This window comes from Leifsonia sp. PARNA 1/14, assembly GCF_055720965.1.
Genome location: NZ_JBVQSP010000006.1, coordinates 1 through 19,534, shown reverse-complemented (window position 1 = coordinate 19,534; position 19,534 = coordinate 1). Strand labels below are relative to the sequence as shown.

Below are 19,534 nucleotides of genomic sequence, written 5' to 3'. Positions count from 1 at the left end.
GTGGCATCGGCAAGCCCGCAAGATTCGTGACGAATCCCGACATTCGTGGCACGAATGTGCGGATTCGTGACGAAAGTTGCGCGACAGGAGCGCCGCGTGCGTCGCGCGCGTCAGGCGGCCTCCACCGGCGCCGGGCGCCGCAGCACCAGGAAGCGCACGCCGTACGGACCGATGCTCAGCGGGAAGCTGCTCAGGTTGTCGACGGTCGCGATCTCGGTGTCGTCGCCCGCGTCGACAACGGCTGCGCCCAGGGGCATGGCGTCGGAGCGCACGGTGCCGTCCACCGCCTCCGCGCTCATGTTGAGCACCGTCAGCTGCACGATCGGGAGGCCCTGCTCGTCGAGCGTCTCGAGTTCGTGCACCAAGACAAGCATCCCGGGATGCGCGACGTCGGGCACGTCGACCTGGCGGGCGGACGCGATGCCGTACTTCGAGCGGATGCGCAGCAGGTCGCGCAGCCCGCTCGCGAACGAGTCGCGGCGCTTCAGTTGCTCGGTCAGTGTGCCGTAGAGCGAGCGGGCGCGCGGCATACCGGATGCCGAGCGCTCCTCATCGGGGGCGACGCCCAGCAGGTCGTGCGCGCCGCGCTCCACCCAGCGTGTGTCCCCGTCGGCGATCAGGTCGGCGACTTCGGTGCGGGGGAGCGTCAGCGACCCGAGCAGATCCCAACCCGACAACGCGAACACGCCCGGCTGCCACGCATTGAACGCCGCGAGCAGCAGGTGCGCGTCGCGGATCGCCGGCACGTCGGACTCGGCGATCGAGTCGAGCGTGGGGTGACCCTGCGTGGCCGCGATGAGGGAGGCCGTGGTGCAGGCGATCCCGTTCGTCGTGAACACCAGGTTGTAGTCGGCGGACGGCGCGGTCAGCTTATCGACCAGCTCCGACCGGATCAGTTCGGCGAGTTCGCCTCCGGTCAGTTCCTGGTACCGGAACGGGTACAGGTCGTTCTTGTGCAGTGTCGCCCAGTGCACCAGCTCGTAGGTGAGCTCGTCGTGGTTCTGGAGGCCGTGCACCAGGCTGACCGGCTCGACCCCGAGCTCCAGCGAGGTGCGCAGGGTGAGCCGAAGGAACTCGGTATCGCCGGTGGCGAGCGCGTGGTGGTACGCGGGGCGGTTGATGAAGTCGTAGGAGAGGTCGGCGCCGACCGCGCCGGTGTCGCGGATGTCCTCCACGGTCAGGTTGAGCTCCTGGAACGTGAAGCCGCCGACCTTGCGCACCATGCCCGCGATGACGTGGTTGGCGGCGTGCGACAGCGGGTGGCCCTCCGACCAGGCCGGCAGACCCTCCGCGCTCTTCTCGACGCCGAGGAAGCCGTTGGCGTCGAGCCGCAGCGCGCTCGTGCCGAGGTCGCCGAGCGAGTGGAGGGCGTCGCCGATCACGAGCCGCATGCCCGAGAACGTCGGGTCGAGCCAGTTGACCGAGGGCTGCCCCTCCTTGAAGTAGTGCAGATACACCCAGCGCCGGGTCACTCCATCGACGCCCACCACGGGCGCCGTCACGCTCCAGTTCGTCTCTTTGATGCCCGGAGCGTAGAAGATGACGCGCTGCAGCTCGCCGATGATGTAACCGCGTTCCGCAAGCGAGGCCTCGGTCGCCGAGTCGAGGTTGACCGAGTCGCGGTGTTCGGGCACTTCGGGGAGGAGGTGCCATTCCTCCGGCGGGATCTCGACCATGTGGTAGATGCCGGGGTAGTCCTTGTACGCCATCTCGGCGAGCCGGAAGTCGGCGCCCTTGCCGGTGTGGCCCGGCACGATGTCGTCGATGACGACGCCGCCATGCTCCTCGGCGACGTCCGTCATCCGCTGGAAGGTCTCCTCGTCGCCGAAGATCGGGTCGATCTGGGTGCCGATCCGGTCGAAGTGGCCGTCGACGCTCGGGGTCTCCTGCCACCCGCGGATGCCGCCGGCGCGCTTCACGGGCCCGGTGTGCACGCCGTTGATGCCGATGCGCTGGAATGCCGCCCACAGCTCGGGGTCGGCCAGCGCGGCGAGGAAGCTCTGATCCCTGCGGGTGATCAGCGAGATCGGGTAGGCGGTGAACCAGACGTCGGAGGTCGCGACCGCCCGCCGTGCGTCCGGGCGGGCGTACGGGTTGCGCCACATGCTCGGCGACCCCGAGAGCTGTCGGCTCAGCACGTCGGCGTCTTTCAGCATCGACTGCCGGACCAGCCACTGGACATAGGCGGGGTTGAGGCCGTTGGCCGCGCGCGGGTCGGACACCGTGCGGCGGATGCTGCCGCCACGCAGGTTCGCGCGGGGCCGCAGCCGGCGCGGGCGCGCAGGGTACAGCTGTTCGTCGTAGGTGATCTCGCTGGCTTCGGACTCGGTGGCCTCGGCCTCGGTGACCCCGGCCTCGGCCTCGGTGACCCCGGCGTCGGGCTCGGTGACCTCCACTTCGGCCGTCACCTCGCTGGCCTGCGTCTCGGTCTCTACCGACTCGTCCATCTGCTCTCCTCCCGGCACGCCTGCCACGCTATCCCAGCTCCCGAGCTGGCGAACCCCCGGCTCCGTGAACCCGTGGATAACTAGTTCTCCACAGGCGACCCGGCGGAGTTCGCCCAGGGCAGCGGCAGCGACGCGGGGTCGCCCTCCGGCGGCACGATCAGGAGGCCGGTCGCGCCGGCGAGGCCGCGCAGCATCGCCGCGCCGCGCCAGGTCGCGACGACCGCGCGCCCATCGACGTCGGTGTACGGAACCAGGACGGTCGTCCCCGTGCGGCCCTCCACATCAGCGTCGCGAACGACCCGCGTCGGCACCGGCTCGCGGCCCGCAAGGCCGGCGAGCAGCGGCTCCACGAGAGTGATCGCCGCCACCATCGCCGCGAGCGGGTTGCCGGGGAGGGCGACCACGAGCCGGCCGTCCGGCAGCCGGGCGATGCGCGTCGGGCCTCCCGGGCGCATCGCCACGCCGTCGACGAGGAGGCGCGCATCGAGGGCGAGGAGCGCGGCCCGGACGTGGTCCGCCGACGAGCCTCCGGTGCCGCCGGTCGTGACGACGACGTCGGCGCGGGAGTCGCGCACCGCCGCAACGGTCTCGTCGTGATGGTCGGGCACCCGCACTGCGCCCGTGACGCGGCCGCCGAGCATCCCCACGAGCGCCGGGAACTGGACGCCGAAGCTGTCGCGCACACGCCCGGCGGGCGGCACGCCATGGGTCACGACCTCGTCGCCGGTGAACACCAGCGCCACTGACGGCACGGGCTCGACCGTCAGTGAGTCGGCGCCGGTGGCGGCTGCGAGGGCGACGTGCGCGGGGTTGAGGAGGGTACCCGCGGCGATGAGCAGCTCGCCGCGCCCGGCCTCCGTCGCCGGACGGCGGATGTGGTGGCCGGGCCGGGGCTCACCGGCGACCGTCGAGCGCAGGAGGCCGCCCTCCACGACGCCGCTCTCGCTGCGCAGCACGGCGACCGGCACGCCCGGCGCCGGCGCCTCCGCCACCAGCGCACCCGTGACGATCGCCCGCGCCTGTCCCGGTGCCGGCGCGGCGCCATCGGCAGGCACGAGCTCCCACGGCCCCTCTCCGACGACGAACCAGCCGTCCATCGCTGCGGAGGCGAAGTGCGGGAGGTCGATCGGCGTCACCAGGTCGTCGACGAGGCGACGCCCGACGGCCTGATCGAGCGCGACCGACTCCGGGGCGAGTACCGCGTCGGCGCCCGCGGAGGCCGCGATCGCACGCGCCTCCAGCCAGCTCGGCCGCGCCGTCACCGAGTCATGTCCATCCGCGATGCTGTTCCACACATCATTCGAGTATGGGGCCGGCTCCGCCCGTGGTAAGCCTGGAACATGAGTCGAACGACATCGCGAAAACAGATCACGCGCATCGTCGTCGGTGAATCGCGCAGCCGCCGGGAGGACGTGCTCGCCGTCGAGGAGCCGCTCGAGATCCGGGTGGGGGGCGCGCCGCTCTCGATCACCATGCGCACTCCCGGCAACGACTTCGACCTCGCCGCGGGCTTCCTGGTGTCGGAGGGTGTGATCGCCCACGCCGACCAGCTGAACGCCATCCGGTACTGCGCCGGCGGCACGGTCGACGGCGAGAACACCTACAACGTCCTCGATGTCACGCTGGCGCCCGGCGTTCCGCGTCCCGACGTGAGCCTCGACCGCAACTTCTACATGACCAGTTCGTGCGGCCTCTGCGGCAAGGCCAGCATCGACGCCGTGCGCACACGCTCCGCGTACCCGGTCGCCGCGGACGCCGTCCGCGTGACCGACGAGCTGCTGACCACCCTCCCGGACCGGCTGCGGGAAGGGCAGGCCATGTTCGAGAAGACCGGAGGCCTCCACGCCGCCGCGCTCTTCGACGCGTCGACCGGCGCGCTGCTGGTGCTCCGTGAGGACGTCGGCCGTCACAACGCCGTCGACAAGGTCGTCGGCTGGGCGCTCAAGGAGGGTCGCCTCCCGCTCGGCGGGACCGTGCTGATGGTGTCGGGCCGTGCCTCGTTCGAGCTCGTCCAGAAGGCGTCGATGGCCGGCATCCCGGTGCTCGCCGCGGTCTCGGCGCCGTCGTCGCTCGCCGTCGACCTCGGCACGGAGCTGGGCCTCACTGTGGTCGGGTTCCTGCGCGGGTCCTCGATGGTGGTCTATTCCGGAGGCGAGCGCATCGTGGCGGCGGAGGTCGCAGAAGCGCACGCACGAACGACGGCGCCCGCGCCGCAGAGCCAGGAGTCCCTCGTCTGATGCATGAGACCGATGTGAACCCGGGCGCCGAGTACCCCGACCTCGAGGTGGGCCACAAGAAGGAGTGGGCCGTCGGCGTGCCCGCCATCCTGCACTCGATGGAGCCGGCGATCCGTGAGATGGGTCCGGCGCGCACCGCGAAGCTGATGACGGCGATCAATCAGAAGAACGGCTTCGACTGCATGAGCTGCGCGTGGCCCGACCCGGGCGAGCGCAACCTCCTGGAGTTCTGCGAGAACGGCGCCAAGGCGGTCACCTGGGAGGCGACGCCGATCACGGTGCCGACGAGCTTCTGGTCGGAGAACTCGCTGACCAGCCTGCTCGACAAGTCAGAATACTGGCTCGGGATGCAGGGCCGCCTCGTCGAGCCCGTCTACAAGCCCGCCGGTTCCGACCACTACGAGCCGATCGGCTGGGAGGCTGCGTTCGCGCTGATCGCCGACCGCCTGAACGCCCTCGACTCGCCCGATCGCGCCGCGTTCTACACGAGCGGCCGCACCGCCAACGAGACGGCGTTCGCCTATCAGCTGTTCGTACGCGCGTTCGGCACCAACAACCTCCCGGACTGCTCGAACATGTGCCACGAGTCGACGGGCACCGCGCTGAGCGAGACGATCGGCATCGGCAAGTCGACGATCGCCTACGATGACTTCGGCAAGGCCGAGCTGATCATCGTGATGGGCCAGAACCCGGGCACGAACCACCCGCGCATGCTCACCGCGCTGGAGGAGGCGAAGCGCAACGGCGCCACCATCGTCGCCGTGAACCCCCTTCCGGAGGCCGGGCTCATCCGCTACAAGAACCCGCAGAAGCCGCGCGGCATCATCGGCAAGGGCACGCAGATCGCCGACCACTTCCTGCAGATCCGCTCCGGCGGCGACATGGCGCTGCTGCAGGCGGTGTCGAAGCGGGTGCTGGAGGCCGAGGACGCCGCGCCGGGAACCGTGCTCGACCACGAGTTCCTCGCAGAGCACACGCTCGGGCTGGAGGAGTTCCGCGCGCACATCGCGACCCTCGACGACGCCACCGTGCTGGAGGCCACCGGGCTGAGTCTGGCCGACATCGACCTCCTCGCCGACCTCTACGTGCGCTCCGACCGCACGATCATCACCTGGGCGATGGGGCTCACGCAGCAGAAGAACGCGGTCGCCACCCTCAAAGAGCTGATCACCCTCCTGCTGCTGCGCGGCAACATCGGCAAGCCGGGCGCGGGCGCCTCCCCGATCCGGGGTCACAGCAACGTGCAGGGCGACCGGACGATGGGGATCTGGGAGCAGATGCCCGAGCGCTTCCTCGACGCGTTGCAGCGCGAGTTCGGCTTCGACCCGCCGCGTGCGCACGGCTTCGACGCCCTCCAGACCATCGAGGGCCTCCAACGTGGCGAGATCGACGTCTTCTTCGCGATGGGCGGCAACTTCGTCGGGGCGATCTCCGACACGGCTGCGGCGGAGGCCGCGATGCGCGGCGCCGGGCTGACCGTGCAGGTGTCGACCAAGCTGAACCGCTCGCACGTGGTCACCGGCGACGAGGCATTGATCCTGCCGACGCTCGGCCGCACCGAGGTGGACCTCCAGGCGGGAGGGCCGCAGTTCCTGTCGGTGGAGGACAGCGTCTGCGCCGTGCACGCGACGCACGGCAAGGTCCCGCCGGTCGCGCCCGGGCTGCTGTCGGAAGTCGCGATCGTATGCCGGCTGGCGCAGGCGACCCTCGACCCTGCGCTCGGAATCGACTGGGACGGCTTCGAGGCCGAGTACGACGTCATCCGCGAGCACATCAGCCGCGTCGTCCCCGGCTTCGAGACCTTCAACGACGACATCCGTCGCAAGGGCGGCTTCGTCCTCCCGAACGGCCCGCGCGACGAGCGCCGCTTCGACACCGCGACCGGCAAGGCGATGATCACCGTCAACGAGTTGGAGCACCTGGAGCGCCCGGAGGGCCGGCTCATCTTGCAGACGCTGCGCTCGCACGACCAGTTCAACACGACCATCTACAGCCTGAACGACCGCTATCGCGGTATCAAGAACGGCCGTGACGTCGTCTTCGTGAACCCGTTCGACCTCGCCGAACTCGGCCTGACCGACGGCCAGCGGGTCGACATCCGCAGCGAGTGGCGCGACGAGCCCGACCGGGTGCTCGAGAACTACCGCGTGGTGTCGTACCCGACCGCGCGGGGCTGTGCGGCCGCCTACTATCCGGAGGCGAACGTCCTCGTGCCGCTGCAGAGCGCGGCCACCGGCAGCAACACTCCGGTCTCGAAGGCGGTGATCGTGCGCCTCGTGCCGCGCGAGTGACTGCCGAGGGGCACGTAAACGCCCCTCAGACGCGGTTTGAGGGGCGCTTACGTGCCCCTCGGCCGACCGACCGCCGCGTCCACCCGTGCCCGGCGCAGGAAACAGGCGTATGTGTGGTGCATGCCGAGTACCCGAGAACACACACCCGACAACCCCGCCGGCTGGGCGACCGACCCCGGCGCCCTCGTCTACGGCCTCGACCTCTCCCGCTTCGCCGACAGCGACGGCGACGGCTTCGGCGACCTCCGCGGCGCGATGGACCACCTCGAGTACGTCGCGTCGCTCGGGGTCACCTGGATCTGGTTGCTCCCCTTCTACGTGAGCGAACGGCGGGACAACGGCTACGACGTCGACGATCACCTGGCGGTCGACCCGCGCTTCGGCGACCTGGACGACGTCCGCGAACTGCTCTCCCGCGCGCACGACCTCGGGATGAGGGTGCTCATCGACGCCGTGCCGCACCACACCTCCGACCGGCACCCGTGGTTCCTCGCCGCGCGGGAGGACACCGAGGGCTCGGCCGGCAAGTTCTTCGTGTGGAGCGACGACGACTCCACCGAGCCCGGCGACCATCCCATGTTCCCCGGCGAGGAGGAAGGCGTCTGGACCTACGACGAACGGGCGGGCCGCTATTACCACCATCAGTTCTATTCGTTCCAGCCCGACATCAATGCGACCGACCCCGACGTCTTCGAGGAGCTCGTGCAGCTGCTCACCTTCTGGCTGGGCGTCGGCGTCGACGGTTTCCGCATCGACGCCGCGCTGCTCCTCGTGCAGGGCAAGGGGAGGCCCGACACCGACGTCGACGACGACGTCTTCTTCGACCGGCTGCGTGCGCGTCTGCGCGAGATCCGCCCGGACGTGGCGCTCGTCGCGGAGGCCTCGGAGCCGCCCGAGCTCATGGCCAAGCTGATCGAGAACGACCGGTTCGACGCCGTCATCGACTTCAGCCTCAACAACGCGACCTTCCTGGCCCTGTCGCGCGAGGACGCGCAGCCCATCGTCGACGCGCTCGCCCGGCTCGACGAGAACATCCCCCCGGAGTCGCGGCTGAACTTCATCCGCAACGCCGATGAGCTCGACCTGTCGCAGCTGAGCGACGAGGAGCGGAAGGAAGTCTTCGACACATTCGCCGTCGACCCGAGCGCGATCATCTACGGACGGGGCATCCGGAGGGGCTGGGCGCCCATGCTCCAACCGGCGCAACGCGTCCGCATGGCGCTGAGCCTCGTGCACGCCCTCCCCGGCGTGCCGTTGCTGCAGGCCGGCCAGGAGCTCGGTGTCGGCGACGACCTGTCGGTGGAGGGTCGAGGGGCCGCCCGCACGACGATGCAGTGGGACGACACCGAGTGGGGAGGCTTCACGACGGCGGCTCGATCACCGCTGACGCTCAAGACGCAGGTCGACGGCCCGTTCGGGTTCCGCACGGTGAACGCCCGCGAGCAGGACGGTGACCAGGGCTCGATGCTGACGCTCGCGCGCGAGATCGCCCGGGTGCGACGCGAGACCGACGCCGATGCCGGCGGCTGGACGGTCGTCGACAGCGGGGATCCCGCGGTGGTCGCCCTCCAGCGCGACGGTCTCCTCACCCTCCACAACCTGGCGGGCAGGCGCGCGACCGTGAACACGCACGATCACCGCGACGCGGCGCTCGCCGAGGGCTGGAATGGCCGGGCGCTCGGACCCTACGGATTCGCCTGGCTGCGCTCCGAGCGCGACGAGCGCACGTAGGCGCGCGAGCGGGCCACCTGGCTCTCGAGCGCGTCCACGGTGGAGGCCATGCTGTCGATGGCCTGCCCGCGGTAGGCCTCGATGCTGTCCATCGTGGCGAAGACGTTGTCGAACGCCCGCTGCAGCGTCTCCACGTCGATCGCGGGCGCTGTCTGCTCCTTCTGGATCTGCTCGGTCTGGTCGCGCAGCGCGTCGCCGGTGCGCCCGATGAGCGTGCTGGTGCTCTGGTGGAGGGAGGCCAGCTGGTCGACGACGAGACGCTGGTTGTCGAGCGCCTGGGCGACCACGACGGCCGTGCGCAGAGCGGAGACGGTGGTCGTCTTGGCGCGTTCGACGCCCTTGATCAGCTGGACGTTGTTCCGGGCGATGACGTCGAGCGCGAGGTACGCCTGCACCGAGACGGCGATCTGCGTGGTCAGGTCCTGGCGACGCTGGCGGATCGGGAACAGCGCCTCCTCCTCCAGAGCGCGCGCACGGGCCGGGTCGGTCGCACGCAGCCGCGCGGCGTGCTCCACGGTCGCCCGATCGAGCGCGCCGGCGAGCAGCGCGTACTCGTCGAGCCGTTCGGTCGTCTTCCACAGGGAGGCGCGCTCCTCGGCGATCGTCGCGTTGTCGCGCCGCAGCGCGTCCTGGCCGTGGTCGAGGGCGGCCACGATGTCGTCGAGCTGCCGCTGCGCCGACTCGAAGCGCTGGATGTAGCGCCGGAGCCTGCGCCCGCCCGGCAGTGCGGACAGCGAGCGGTAGCGGACGGCGAGATGCTGCGGGTCGAAGCCGCTCACGGTCGAGCGCAGCTCCTGCAGGGTGCGCAGCACGCCGTACTGGGGGTCGGCGCGTCCGGCCTTCTTGCCGCGTGCTGCCGCCAGCGACGTGGAGGGGCGGCTGAGCATCTGGCGGGAGGCCTCGCCGGACTGCTGCATCTCCTTGTCGCCCAGTCGCGAGAATCCGGCGATCTTGCGGCGGAACGCCTCGCTGTCGGGGTCGGCGGCGGCCAGGTTCGCGATCCAGGCGCGCGCCTGCTCCTCGAGCTCTGCGGCCCGGCCGGGCGGGATCGGCACCATGCCGGCGGCCCGGGCCCCGGTGATCTCGCCGGGCGCCTCCGGAGGCTGCAGGCCGTCACTCGGATCGGCGTTCATGCGCTGCTCCTCCCGCCCCGGCCGACATGTGCCCCCAGGCTAGGCCTCACTGCTGGGAGCGCGCTAACGGTCGTCGCCTGGCGGCCTCTCCGCAGCGGTGGGATACTCGCGGCATGGGCAGCACAACCACGGACCGCGTGACCTTCTTCGACGGCCTCGCCGCGGAGTTCCTCCAGCACTACCGCCGCGGGCCGCGGTTCGTCGCGGTGACCGGGGTCCCGGGCGCCGACCTGCCCGCAGCGGCCGACGCGCTCGCCGACGCGCTGCGTTCCGCGGGCCAGGAGGTCGAGCGCGCGCACAGCGCCGAGGGCGCGGTGGCGGACGCGGTGCGGGCGCAGGTCGTGACGCCGTTCCGGTCGGCGTCGCCCGAGGGCGTGCTCGTCGTCGACGGCCCCGGCCTCCTGACTGACGAGCTGCGCGGCTTCTGGAACTTCTCGGTCTGGGTCGAGCACGACCCCGAGCGCGACGCGGACTGGTCGTTCGTCGCGACCGGTCGTAAGGACCCGCTCGGGGCGCCCCGCGAGGTCGCCTCCGTGCTGTTCGACGACGCGGACCCGAAGCGTCCACGCCGCCTGTTCGCCGACTCCTGCTGACCGCCCAGGGCAGGCGGGACACGCGGGCGGCGGCCGGTCGCCGCCGGTGGGCTCCCGAGCCCGGCTAGAGTTACCCGCTGGGGGACCACCGGTTCGGACGGATCGAGGACCCAGCATGCCACGCCAGGAGCGCGCCGAGCGCAGTCGCGCCGCCATTCTCGAGGCGGCCGCCGACGAGTTCGACCAGCACGGCTACGCCGGAGCCCGGCTCGAGCGGATCGTCGAACGCACCGGGCTCACCAAGGGCGCGGTGTACTTCCACTTCCGGTCGAAACTCGACCTGGCCAAGGCGCTGCTCGAGGAGAAGTACGCCAACTGGCCCGCGATCGTCGCCGAGATCGACGCCAGCAGCCTCCGGGGCGCCGCTGCGGCGGTGGAGCTGACGCAGCGGGTCGGCGCCGTCTTCGCGTCCGACGTGCGCGTGCGCGCCGCGATGGCGCTCTCGCAGACCGTCCTCCCCCCTGGCCCGGAGGCCGATCCCTACGAGCACTGGGTGGGCGTGGTCGAGCGCTACCTCGCCCAGGAGGACGGCCTCGCAGGTGGCCGCTCGCCCCACGACGTCGCGGTGGTGGCAGTGCAGGGGTTCTTCGGCGCGTACATGATCGCTGCCGAGCGGGGGAGGCTGGGCGACCTCCGCGACGACATCACGCGGCTGTGGAGCTCGCTGGCGCCGGCGGGAGGCGCGCTCAGAGCGCCGTGAGCTCCTCGCGCACGAAGCGCGCGAACTGCTCGGCGGCCGCCGACTGCGAGCGGAGGCGGTTGCGGGCCAGCCCGATCACGCGCTCGGCCTCGTCGGCGAGCGGCACGGCCACGATGCCCGGCTCCGCGGGCGTGTCCGGGATGAGCGCCGCTCCGACGCCGTCGCGCACGAGCGCCCGCAGCGTCGACAGCTCCGTCACCTCGATCACCGGCGTCATCACGTCCCCGTGCGCCGCGAAGTAGGCGTCGGCGATCGTCCGGAGGCCCGACCCCGGCCGCAGGGCGACCAGCTCGGCCTCCACCAGATCTGCGAACGCTGCCTCTGTGCGCGACGCCAGCGGGTGGCCCAGGGGGACGCCGAGCACCAGCCGCTCGGCGGTGAGCGGCACCCACTCGATGTCGGGATCGCGCGGGTCGGGGCTCAGGAACGCCAGGTCTGCGGAGCCCTCGCGCAGTGCGTCCAGCACAGTGTCGGCCGTGCCGCCGCGCAGCGCGAACCGGATGTCGGGGAACAGGCTGCGGTACTCGCTCACGACTCTGGGCAGCAGCCAGCTGCCGAACGACGAGACGTAGGCGAGAGACACGATCCCGGCGGCGGGGTCGCGCAGCGCATCGATGCGCGCCCGTCCCGTCTCCAGCTCGGCCTCGGCGCGGAGGGCGTGGGCCAGCAGGATCTCGCCGTAGCGGTTGAGCTCGAGGTGCCCGCGGCGCCGGTCGAAAAGCTCGACTCCCGCCTCGGCCTCCAACCGTGCCAGCGAGCGCGACAGCGTCGACTGCGAGACGCCCAGCGACTCGGCCGCGAGCGCCAAATGACCCTCCGCCGCCAGCGCCCGGAAGTGGGCGATCTCGTCGATCCGCATGAAGACCATCATGGCGCAGCCGCGACAGGGGCGCGGGGAGGCGATGCGGTCCCGTGAACAGGGGGAGGAGGCGGAGTCTGCTCAAATGAGCGGTCTACCCCTGTATGAGTTTTCTGTACGTTCACTCACGAGACAGCGTGCGGTTCTCCGCGATTCCTAGGGTTGCGGCGGGCTCGCACGAGTTCCCCCCTTCCGACCGAGGAGAGAGATGTCAATCAGACTGCGCACACTGCTGCGCGCCGCCACCGCCGTGGCCGTCGGAGCCGGGCTCGCCGCCGGCTCACTCGTCGCGAGCCCCGCTTTCGCGAGCACCGACGGCACCGGTGTCGTCATCAACGAAGCGTACCTGTCCGGCGGAAGCGCCGGAGCCGCGTACACGAACAAGTTCGTCGAGCTCTACAACCCGGGCGACCAGCCCGTCGCACTCACCGGCTGGAGCGTGCAGTACCGCTCCGCGACAGGCACGGCCGCCGCGAACGGCGTCGTTCCGCTGAGCGGCAGCATCGCCGCCAAGGGCTACTACCTGGTCGCCGGCGCCTCCAACGGCACCAACGGCACCGCTCTCCCGACTCCCGACGCCGCCAGCAACGCACTCAACCCGAGCGGCACCACCGGCACCCTCGTCCTCGCGAAGTCGGCCACCGCGCTGACCCTCCCGACCGGCTCGGTCACGGGCAACGCGAGCGTCGCCGACCTCGTCGGCTACGGCACCTCGAACACGTTCGAGGGCGCCAAGCCGGCCACCGCGCCCTCCGGGAACACCGACGTCAAGTCGCTGAACCGCTCGGCGTTCAAGGACACCGACGACAACAGCGCCGACCTCGCACTCAGCAGCACCATCACGCCGCAGAACACCGCATCGGCGACCGACCCCGGCAACCCGGGCGGCGGAGGCGGCTCCGACCCCGGCACGGGAACCGACCCCGGTCCGCCCGGCACGGTGACCATCGCCGACATCCAGGGCACCGGTGACACCAGCCCGAAGGCGGGCCAGACCGTCGCCACCGTCGGCGTCGTCACCGCGGCCTACCCGACCGGAGGCTTCAGCGGCTTCTACCTGCAGACCCCGGGCACGGGCGGCGCTGTCGATCTCGCCACCCACACCGCGTCCGACGCGATCTTCGCGTTCGGTTCGACCTTCGCCTCCACCGTCGCCGTCGGCGACTATGTGCAGGTGACCGGCGCCGTCAGCGAGTACAACGGCCTGACCGAGATCACCCCGACGAAGGTCGACAAGCTCGACGCGAGCACCGTCACCGCGCCGGCTCCGGCGACCGTGGCCCTCCCGACCACCGCTTCGCAGCGCGAGAGCCTCGAGGGGATGCTCGTCTCACCGCAGGGCGCCTTCACCGTCACCGATGTCTACTCGGCCAACCAGTACGGCGAGATCGCGCTCGCGGCCGGCGACAAGCCGCTCGTGCAGCCGACGGAGACCGCACGCCCCGGCACCGCGGAGTACACCGCCGCCGTCGCCGACAACACGGCCCGCTCCGTCACCCTCGACGACGGCGCCTCGACCAACTTCCTGAGCGCGGCCAACAAGTCGAAGCCGCTGCCGTACCTGTCGCTGACCAGCCCGGTCCGCGTCGGCGCCCCGGTCACCTTCACGAAGCCGGTCATCCTCGACTACCGCAACGACGCCTGGAAGTTCCAGCCGACCGCCGAGCTCACGCCCGCGAACGCCGCGAGCGTCCAGCCCGTCACGTTCGGCAACACCCGCACCGCGGCCCCGGCGAACGTCGGAGGCGACCTGCGACTGGCCACCTTCAACGTGCTGAACTACTTCACCACGACGGGCGACCAGCTCAGCGGCTGCACCTTCTACACCGACCGCGACGGCAACAAGATCACGGTCAACTCCGGCTGCGACGCCCGCGGCGCCGCCGACGCGACCAACCTCAAGCGCCAGCAGGACAAGATCGTCGCGGCGATCAACGCCCTGACGGCCGACGTCGTGTCGCTCGAGGAGATCGAGAACTCGGCCCGCTTCGGACTCGACCGCGACGACGCGCTGAAGACCCTGGTCGCCGCGCTCAACGCCGCGGCCGGCAGTGATGTCTGGGCCTACGTGCCGTCTCCCGCAGCGGTTCCCGCGAGCGAAGACGTCATCCGCACCGCCTTCATCTACAAGAAGGCGGCGGCTGCTCCGGTCGGCGAGTCGAAGATCTTCGACGACCCCGCGTTCTCGAACGCGCGCCAGCCGCTCGCGCAGGCCTTCAAGAAGGTCGGTGCGCAGGACTCGTCGGCGTTCATCGCGATCGTGAACCACTTCAAGTCGAAGGGTTCGGGAACGGGCGCCGACGCCGACCAGGGCGACGGGCAGGGCGCGTCCAACGCCTCCCGCGTCAAGCAGGCCGACGCCCTCGTCACGTTCGCGAACGAGCGCAAGAGCTCGCTGGGCACCGACAAGGTGCTGCTGATCGGCGACTTCAACTCGTACCTCCACGAAGACCCGATCAAGGTCCTCACCGACGCCGGGTACGTCGACCAGGTCAGCACTCGCACCGCCAAGGCGACCTACTCCTTCGGCGGCACGGTCGGCTCGCTCGACCACGTGCTCGCGTCGCAGGCCGCCGATGCGGCGATCACCGGCGCCGACGTCTGGAACATCAACTCGGTGGAGTCGGTGGCCCTGGAGTACAGCCGCTACAACTACAACGTCACCAATTTCTACGAGGCGGGCCCGTACCGCTCCAGCGACCACGACCCGGTCATCATCGGCCTGGGCCTGAAGGCCGCGCCGGTGACGCTCAACCTGCTCAACATCAACGATTTCCACGGCCGGATCGACAGCAACACCGTCAAGTTCGCCGGCACCGTCGAGAAGCTGCGCGCCGAGGGCGGCGAGGGCAACACCCTCTTCCTCTCCGCGGGCGACAACATCGGCGCCTCCCTGTTCGCCTCGGCCTCGGCTGGCGACGTCCCGACCCTCGACGTGCTGAACGCGCTCGACCTGAAGACGAGCGCCGTGGGCAACCACGAGTTCGACAAGGGCTTCAGCGACCTGACCGGCCGGGTGAAGGACGCGGCCGACTTCAGCTATCTCGGCGCGAACGTCTACGACAAGGGCACGAAGAACCCCGCGCTGCCCGAGTACGCCGTGTTCACGGTCGACGGCCTGAAGGTCGGCGTCATCGGCGCCGTAACGCAGGAGACCCCGACCCTGGTGACGCCGGGCGGCATCGCGTCGCTCGACTTCGGCGACCCGGTGGAGGCCGTCAACCGCGTGGCTGGCGAGCTCACCGACGGCGACCCGAGCAACGGCGAGGCCGACGTGATCGTGGCCGAGTACCACGAGGGTGCCGGCTTCGGTCAGCCCGAGGGCGCGACGCTCGACCAGGAGGTCGCGGCCGGCGGAGCGTTCGCCGACATCGTCACCAAGACCAGCGCGAAGGTCTCCGCGATCTTCACCGGCCACACCCACAAGCAGTACGCGTGGGAGGGCCCGGTCCCGGGTGTCGACGGTGCGACGCGTCCGATCGTGCAGACCGGCAGCTACGGCGAGAACATTGGCCAGATCACGCTGACCGTGGACGGCGACAGCAAGCAGGTCACCGGCCACACCGACCGCAACGTGGCGCGCACCACGGACAGCGACGCCAGCCTGGTGGCCGCCTACCCGCGCCTCGCGAAGGTGAAGACGATCGTCGACAAGGCGCTCGCCGACGCGGCGGTCATCGGCGACCAGAAGGTCGGCTCGGTCACCTCCGACATCACCACCGCGTACCTCAACGGCGCGCGCGACGACCGGATGAGCGAGTCCACGCTCGGCAACCTGGTCGCCGACTCGCTGCTCTCGACCCTGTCGCCGGCCCAGCTGGGCGGCGCCGAGATCGGCGTGGTGAACCCGGGAGGCCTCCGCGCGGAGCTGCTCTACGGCACCGACGGCACGGTCACCTACGCACAGGCGAACGCCGTGCTGCCGTTCGTGAACAACCTGTGGACGACCTCCCTCACCGGGGCGCAGTTCAAGCAGGCGCTCGAGCAGCAGTGGCAGCGGAACGCCGACGGCACCGTGCCGAGCCGGCCGTTCCTCAACCTGGGCCTGTCGAAGAACGTCAGCTACACCTACGACGCCACCCGGCCGGAGGGCGACCGCATCACGAGCATCATCGTGAACGGCGCACCCATCGACGCGGCGAAGTCGTACCGGATCGGCACGTTCTCGTTCCTGGCTCAGGGCGGCGACAACTTCCGGGCGTTCGCGGCCGGAACCGACACCCGTGACTCGGGGCTCATCGACCGGGACGCCTGGATCGGCTACATCACCGCCCACAGCCCGCTGTCGCCGAGCTTCGCCCGTCGCGGCGTGTCCGTCACGGACGTGCCCACGACGACGCTGCAGCGCGGCCAGCAGGTGACCTTCGGAGTGCAGAAGCTCAACCTGACCAGCCTCGGCAGCCCTGCCAACACCTCGCTCGAGCTGAGCTGGGGAGGCTCGGCCGTCATCGGCACCGTGCCGGTGGACGCCGCGGGCAACGCGACGGTGACCTTCACCGTTCCGGCGAGCGCGGCGGGCCCGAGCACCCTGCTGCTCACGGCCAAGGAGTCCGGCACGACGGTGCGCATCCCGCTCACCGTCGCCGACGCCCCGACCGACGGCAAGCCCACCTCCGACCCCGTGGCAGCCGCCGAGTCGAAGCTCACCAAGGCCCTGAACGGAAAGGTCTCGTTCAAGGACAAGGCCTACCACGCGGGCGACCCGATCGACGTCACGGTCGGCAAGGCGCGCGCGGGCCAGTGGGTCTCGGTGTGGGTGTACTCGCAGCCGGTGAGCGTCGGCGCAGGGTGGGTGAAGGTGCCGGCGGACGGCATCCTGCACCTGACCCTCCCGAAGCCGCTCGCCAAGGGCGACCACAAGCTGTCCGTGCAGGACAGCAGCAACACGGTGATCGGCTGGGACGACCTCAAGGTCTCCAACGGCAACGCGGTCGGTCACTGGATCTGGACGCTCATCTGGAACTGGCTCACGGGCTGGCTCTGGGGCTGGCAGCAGCAGTAGCGGGTAGCAGTTGATCACGGCCGCCGGGCGCATCGAGTGCCCGGCGGCCGTCGTCGTTCCGCCGGCGTCGTGAACGGAGGAGATCCGCCCTGATATCGGGCCGGCCTCCTCCGTTCACAGCTGCTCGGGCGTGCCGGGCTCCGCAACTCCTCCGTTGTCGACGCGGTAGCGTGACGGCATGGCCGACACCGACTGGCGGCGGATGCTCGCCGCGCTCGCCAACGCCGACGCCCGCGCCGCTTTCGCGCGCGTGACGCTCGGGCTGCCTCCCGAGTCCGGCGCGCGGGAGGCCCGGGCGTTGGCCGCGCTCAGCGCCGCCGGGCTGGTCGTCGACATCGACGGCGCCACCGCCGTGTCCGAGGAGGGCATCCGCTCCGCGCTCGCCGCGGGAGGCCGTGCCCGGCCGACCGGCGTCGAGCGCTTCCTCGGCGCCGACGGGCGCATCGATCGGTATCCGTCGGGGCGGGCCGAGCGGGAGGAACTGCTGCGCTGGGTGGCCGCGCGTGTGCTGCGCGCCGGCGAGGTGGTCAGCGAGCGGGAGGTCACCGACCGGTTGTCCCGCTTCAGCGGCGATCCCGCCGCCCTGCGGCGCTACCTCGTCGACGCCGGCCTCCTGGAGCGCACGCGCTCGGGCTCCGAGTACGCCCTCCCCGCAGACGTCTCCTGACCGCGAGATTCGTCACGAATCTCGACATTCGTGGCACGAATCTCACTATTCGTCACGAATCGCTGCCCGCCTGTGTAAAGAATAATTGACTTCGGGTCAGTCGCGCTTTACACTCGACATGTCTACAATTCTTGACATGTGAGGTGTGCGATGTCCGTCTCCTTCGACGAGAAGGTCGCCTGGGCGTATCTGGTCGTGGCCGTCCTCGGCTACGCCGTCTATCTGATCCTGCTGGGCGTCAACGGCCCCGGCGCCTACGTGCCGCTGTTGATCGGCGCGGTCGTCGGGTCCATCGTGGCCAACATCCTCGCCCGCATCGGCATCTCGATCTCGAACCCCCGGGAGGCCGACAAGCGCGACCAGCGCGACCGCGAGATCAAGGTGTTCGGCGAGCGCGTCGGCCAGGCGTTCGTCATCATCGGCGCGGTCGCCGCACTGGTGCTCGCCCTGTTCGAAGCGCCGTGGTTCTGGATCGCGAACGCGGTCTACCTGGCTTTCGTCCTGTCCGCCGTCGTCGGCTCGATCGCGGCCCTGGTCGCCTACCGCAGGGGGCTGCCGGCATGGTGAAGCCGACGCGAGTCACCAACAGCATCCGGGCGCTGCGGTTCAGCGCAGGCGAGATGACCCAGGCCGAGCTGGCGGAGCGCGTCGGCGTCACCCGCCAGACCATCATCGCCATCGAGCAGGGACGGTATTCGCCGTCGCTGGAGACGGCCTTCCAGCTCGCGCGGGCGTTCGGGGTCCCGCTCGACGACGTGTTCCAGTATCCCGAGGAGTGAGGGTCGACGATCATGAGAGCAGTCGTGCAGGACGCGTACGGGACCACTGACGCGCTCCGGGTGGAGGAGATCCCCGTCCCCGAGATCGGGGCGGCGGACGTGCTGGTGCGGGTGCGCGCCGCCGGGATCGACGCGGGGACCTGGCACCTCACCACCGGGCGCCCGTACGTGATGCGGGCGATGGGCTTCGGGCTGCGCGGCCCCAAGCCGCGGGTGCGTGGCCTGGCGTTCGCGGGCGAGGTGGAGGCCGTCGGCGCGAACGTGGACGACCTCCAGCCGGGCGACCGCGTGTACGGCGTGGCGGCCGGCGCGCTCGCCGAGTTCGCCCGTGCGCCGCGTGCAGCCGTTTCGCGCATCCCGAGCAGCCTCGGCTTCGAGGAGGCCGCGGCCGTACCGATCTCAGCCGTGACGGCCCTCCAGGCGGTCGACGCAGCACGGATCGACCCGGGCGACCGCGTCCTCGTGCTCGGAGCGGCGGGAGGCGTCGGACACTACGTCGTGCAGCTGGCGACCGCGCGCGGCGCGATCGTCACCGGCGTGTGCAGCGGTCCGAAGGCCGACCTGGTCCGCGAGCTGGGCGCGACCGAGACGATCGACTACACCACGACCGACGCGCTCGGGCTCGGCCGCATCTGGGACGCCATCATCGACACCGCGGGCAACCGCTCACTGGGCCTCCTGCGCCGCAGCCTCGCCCCGCAGGGCGCGCTCGTCCTGGTCGGCGGCGAGTCGGCCGGCAGCGTGCTCGGCGGCACCGAGCGGATCGCGGCGGCCGGCCTCCAGAACGTCACCACGCGGCAGCGCCTGCTCGGACTCATGGCCCGCGAGCGCACGGAGGACCTCGAGACGCTCTCCGACCTGATCGAGGCCGGCGCCGTGCGCCCGGTCATCGACCGCGTCTACCCGCTCGACCGCGCCGCCGAGGCGATCGACCACATCGGGGAGGGCCGAGCGCGGGGCAAGGTCGTCGTCGTGGTGTGAGTCGAGTCGGATTTGCGCCGAATGTGCCGATCGGCGACGGTGGATTCATATGGTCAACGCATCGCTCTGGGGAGAGGTGGCGGGTTGGCTGGTGCGAAGTGGTCGTCGTTTGAG

14 protein-coding genes are annotated in these 19,534 nt (G+C 70.8%); 10 read left to right on the top strand and 4 right to left on the bottom strand.

Features of this window, described 5'->3' with window-relative positions; genetic code table 11:
• Positions 1-110: 110 nt before the first annotated feature.
• Together treS and AC0HS0_RS15685 are read right to left on the bottom strand one after the other, a co-directional pair.
• Complete coding sequence (gene treS, locus AC0HS0_RS15690) at positions 111-2,447, bottom strand: maltose alpha-D-glucosyltransferase (RefSeq protein ID WP_472965023.1); 2,337 nt, start codon at positions 2,445-2,447, stop codon at positions 111-113.
• Positions 2,448-2,527: 80 nt separating this feature from the next.
• Positions 2,528-3,742: a molybdopterin-binding protein gene (locus tag AC0HS0_RS15685; RefSeq protein WP_472965022.1), complete on the bottom strand. Its 1,215-nt coding sequence runs from the start codon at positions 3,740-3,742 to the stop codon at positions 2,528-2,530.
• A 45-nt stretch (positions 3,743-3,787) separates the two neighbouring features.
• On the opposite strand from AC0HS0_RS15685, the gene fdhD reads away from it, so the two are divergent.
• The 3 genes from fdhD (at position 3,788) to AC0HS0_RS15670 (ending at position 8,706) form a co-directional block, all read left to right on the top strand.
• Positions 3,788-4,684: a formate dehydrogenase accessory sulfurtransferase FdhD gene (gene fdhD, locus AC0HS0_RS15680; RefSeq protein ID WP_472965021.1), complete on the top strand. Its 897-nt coding sequence runs from the start codon at positions 3,788-3,790 to the stop codon at positions 4,682-4,684.
• Positions 4,684-6,975, top strand: a complete 2,292-nt coding sequence (locus AC0HS0_RS15675; RefSeq protein WP_472965020.1) for an FdhF/YdeP family oxidoreductase — start codon at positions 4,684-4,686, stop codon at positions 6,973-6,975. Before fdhD ends, AC0HS0_RS15675 begins: the two co-directional genes overlap by 1 nt.
• Before the next feature lie 120 nt (positions 6,976-7,095).
• Positions 7,096-8,706 carry an alpha-amylase family glycosyl hydrolase gene (locus AC0HS0_RS15670; protein WP_472965019.1) on the top strand — a complete coding sequence of 537 codons (1,611 nt, stop codon included), beginning with the start codon at positions 7,096-7,098 and terminating at the stop codon, positions 8,704-8,706.
• Here the strand turns inward: AC0HS0_RS15670 and AC0HS0_RS15665 are convergent.
• Entirely contained in the window at positions 8,661-9,839 is a 1,179-nt protein-coding gene (locus tag AC0HS0_RS15665) for a toxic anion resistance protein (protein ID WP_472965018.1), read from the bottom strand. The genes AC0HS0_RS15670 and AC0HS0_RS15665 overlap by 46 nt on opposite strands.
• A gap of 113 nt (positions 9,840-9,952) precedes the next feature.
• Here AC0HS0_RS15665 and AC0HS0_RS15660 point away from each other — a divergent pair, with 113 nt between their 5' ends.
• On the top strand, positions 9,953-10,432 hold the full coding sequence (locus tag AC0HS0_RS15660; protein ID WP_472965017.1) for a nucleoside/nucleotide kinase family protein: 480 nt from the start codon (positions 9,953-9,955) through the stop codon (positions 10,430-10,432).
• A gap of 115 nt (positions 10,433-10,547) precedes the next feature.
• Positions 10,548-11,132, top strand: coding sequence for a TetR family transcriptional regulator (locus tag AC0HS0_RS15655; protein WP_472965016.1), 585 nt, complete (start codon positions 10,548-10,550; stop codon positions 11,130-11,132).
• Here AC0HS0_RS15655 and AC0HS0_RS15650 read toward each other — a convergent pair.
• Entirely contained in the window at positions 11,119-11,991 is an 873-nt protein-coding gene (locus AC0HS0_RS15650) for a LysR family transcriptional regulator (protein ID WP_472965015.1), read from the bottom strand. The two genes, AC0HS0_RS15655 and AC0HS0_RS15650, sit on opposite strands and share 14 nt — an antisense overlap.
• A gap of 208 nt (positions 11,992-12,199) precedes the next feature.
• On the opposite strand from AC0HS0_RS15650, the gene AC0HS0_RS15645 reads away from it, so the two are divergent.
• The 5 genes from AC0HS0_RS15645 to AC0HS0_RS15625 all read left to right on the top strand — a co-directional run bounded on the left by AC0HS0_RS15645 (position 12,200) and on the right by AC0HS0_RS15625 (position 19,420).
• On the top strand, positions 12,200-16,993 hold the full coding sequence (locus AC0HS0_RS15645) for an ExeM/NucH family extracellular endonuclease (protein WP_472965014.1): 4,794 nt from the start codon (positions 12,200-12,202) through the stop codon (positions 16,991-16,993).
• Between the two features lie 178 nt (positions 16,994-17,171).
• Positions 17,172-17,660: a DUF2087 domain-containing protein gene (locus AC0HS0_RS15640; RefSeq protein ID WP_472965013.1), complete on the top strand. Its 489-nt coding sequence runs from the start codon at positions 17,172-17,174 to the stop codon at positions 17,658-17,660.
• Between the two features lie 150 nt (positions 17,661-17,810).
• Positions 17,811-18,227: a hypothetical protein gene (locus AC0HS0_RS15635; protein ID WP_472965012.1), complete on the top strand. Its 417-nt coding sequence runs from the start codon at positions 17,811-17,813 to the stop codon at positions 18,225-18,227.
• Entirely contained in the window at positions 18,221-18,439 is a 219-nt protein-coding gene (locus tag AC0HS0_RS15630; RefSeq protein WP_472965011.1) for a helix-turn-helix transcriptional regulator, read from the top strand. Before AC0HS0_RS15635 ends, AC0HS0_RS15630 begins: the two co-directional genes overlap by 7 nt.
• Before the next feature lie 12 nt (positions 18,440-18,451).
• Positions 18,452-19,420, top strand: coding sequence for an NAD(P)-dependent alcohol dehydrogenase (locus tag AC0HS0_RS15625; protein WP_472965010.1), 969 nt, complete (start codon positions 18,452-18,454; stop codon positions 19,418-19,420).
• The last annotated feature ends 114 nt before the right edge of the window (positions 19,421-19,534 follow it).

Bases quoted from the DNA above. Each gene is read 5' to 3' on its own strand.
- treS (WP_472965023.1), bottom strand. From the start codon at position 2,447: ATGGACGAGTCGGTAGAGACCGAGACGCAGGCCAGCGAGGTGACGGCC.
- fdhD (WP_472965021.1), top strand. From the start codon at position 3,788: ATGAGTCGAACGACATCGCGAAAACAGATCACGCGCATCGTCGTCGGT.
- AC0HS0_RS15675 (WP_472965020.1), top strand. From the start codon at position 4,684: ATGCATGAGACCGATGTGAACCCGGGCGCCGAGTACCCCGACCTCGAG.
- AC0HS0_RS15670 (WP_472965019.1), top strand. From the start codon at position 7,096: ATGCCGAGTACCCGAGAACACACACCCGACAACCCCGCCGGCTGGGCG.
- AC0HS0_RS15665 (WP_472965018.1), bottom strand. From the start codon at position 9,839: ATGAACGCCGATCCGAGTGACGGCCTGCAGCCTCCGGAGGCGCCCGGC.
- AC0HS0_RS15660 (WP_472965017.1), top strand. From the start codon at position 9,953: ATGGGCAGCACAACCACGGACCGCGTGACCTTCTTCGACGGCCTCGCC.
- AC0HS0_RS15655 (WP_472965016.1), top strand. From the start codon at position 10,548: ATGCCACGCCAGGAGCGCGCCGAGCGCAGTCGCGCCGCCATTCTCGAG.
- AC0HS0_RS15650 (WP_472965015.1), bottom strand. From the start codon at position 11,991: ATGCGGATCGACGAGATCGCCCACTTCCGGGCGCTGGCGGCGGAGGGT.
- AC0HS0_RS15645 (WP_472965014.1), top strand. From the start codon at position 12,200: ATGTCAATCAGACTGCGCACACTGCTGCGCGCCGCCACCGCCGTGGCC.
- AC0HS0_RS15640 (WP_472965013.1), top strand. From the start codon at position 17,172: ATGGCCGACACCGACTGGCGGCGGATGCTCGCCGCGCTCGCCAACGCC.
- AC0HS0_RS15635 (WP_472965012.1), top strand. From the start codon at position 17,811: ATGTCCGTCTCCTTCGACGAGAAGGTCGCCTGGGCGTATCTGGTCGTG.
- AC0HS0_RS15630 (WP_472965011.1), top strand. From the start codon at position 18,221: ATGGTGAAGCCGACGCGAGTCACCAACAGCATCCGGGCGCTGCGGTTC.
- AC0HS0_RS15625 (WP_472965010.1), top strand. From the start codon at position 18,452: ATGAGAGCAGTCGTGCAGGACGCGTACGGGACCACTGACGCGCTCCGG.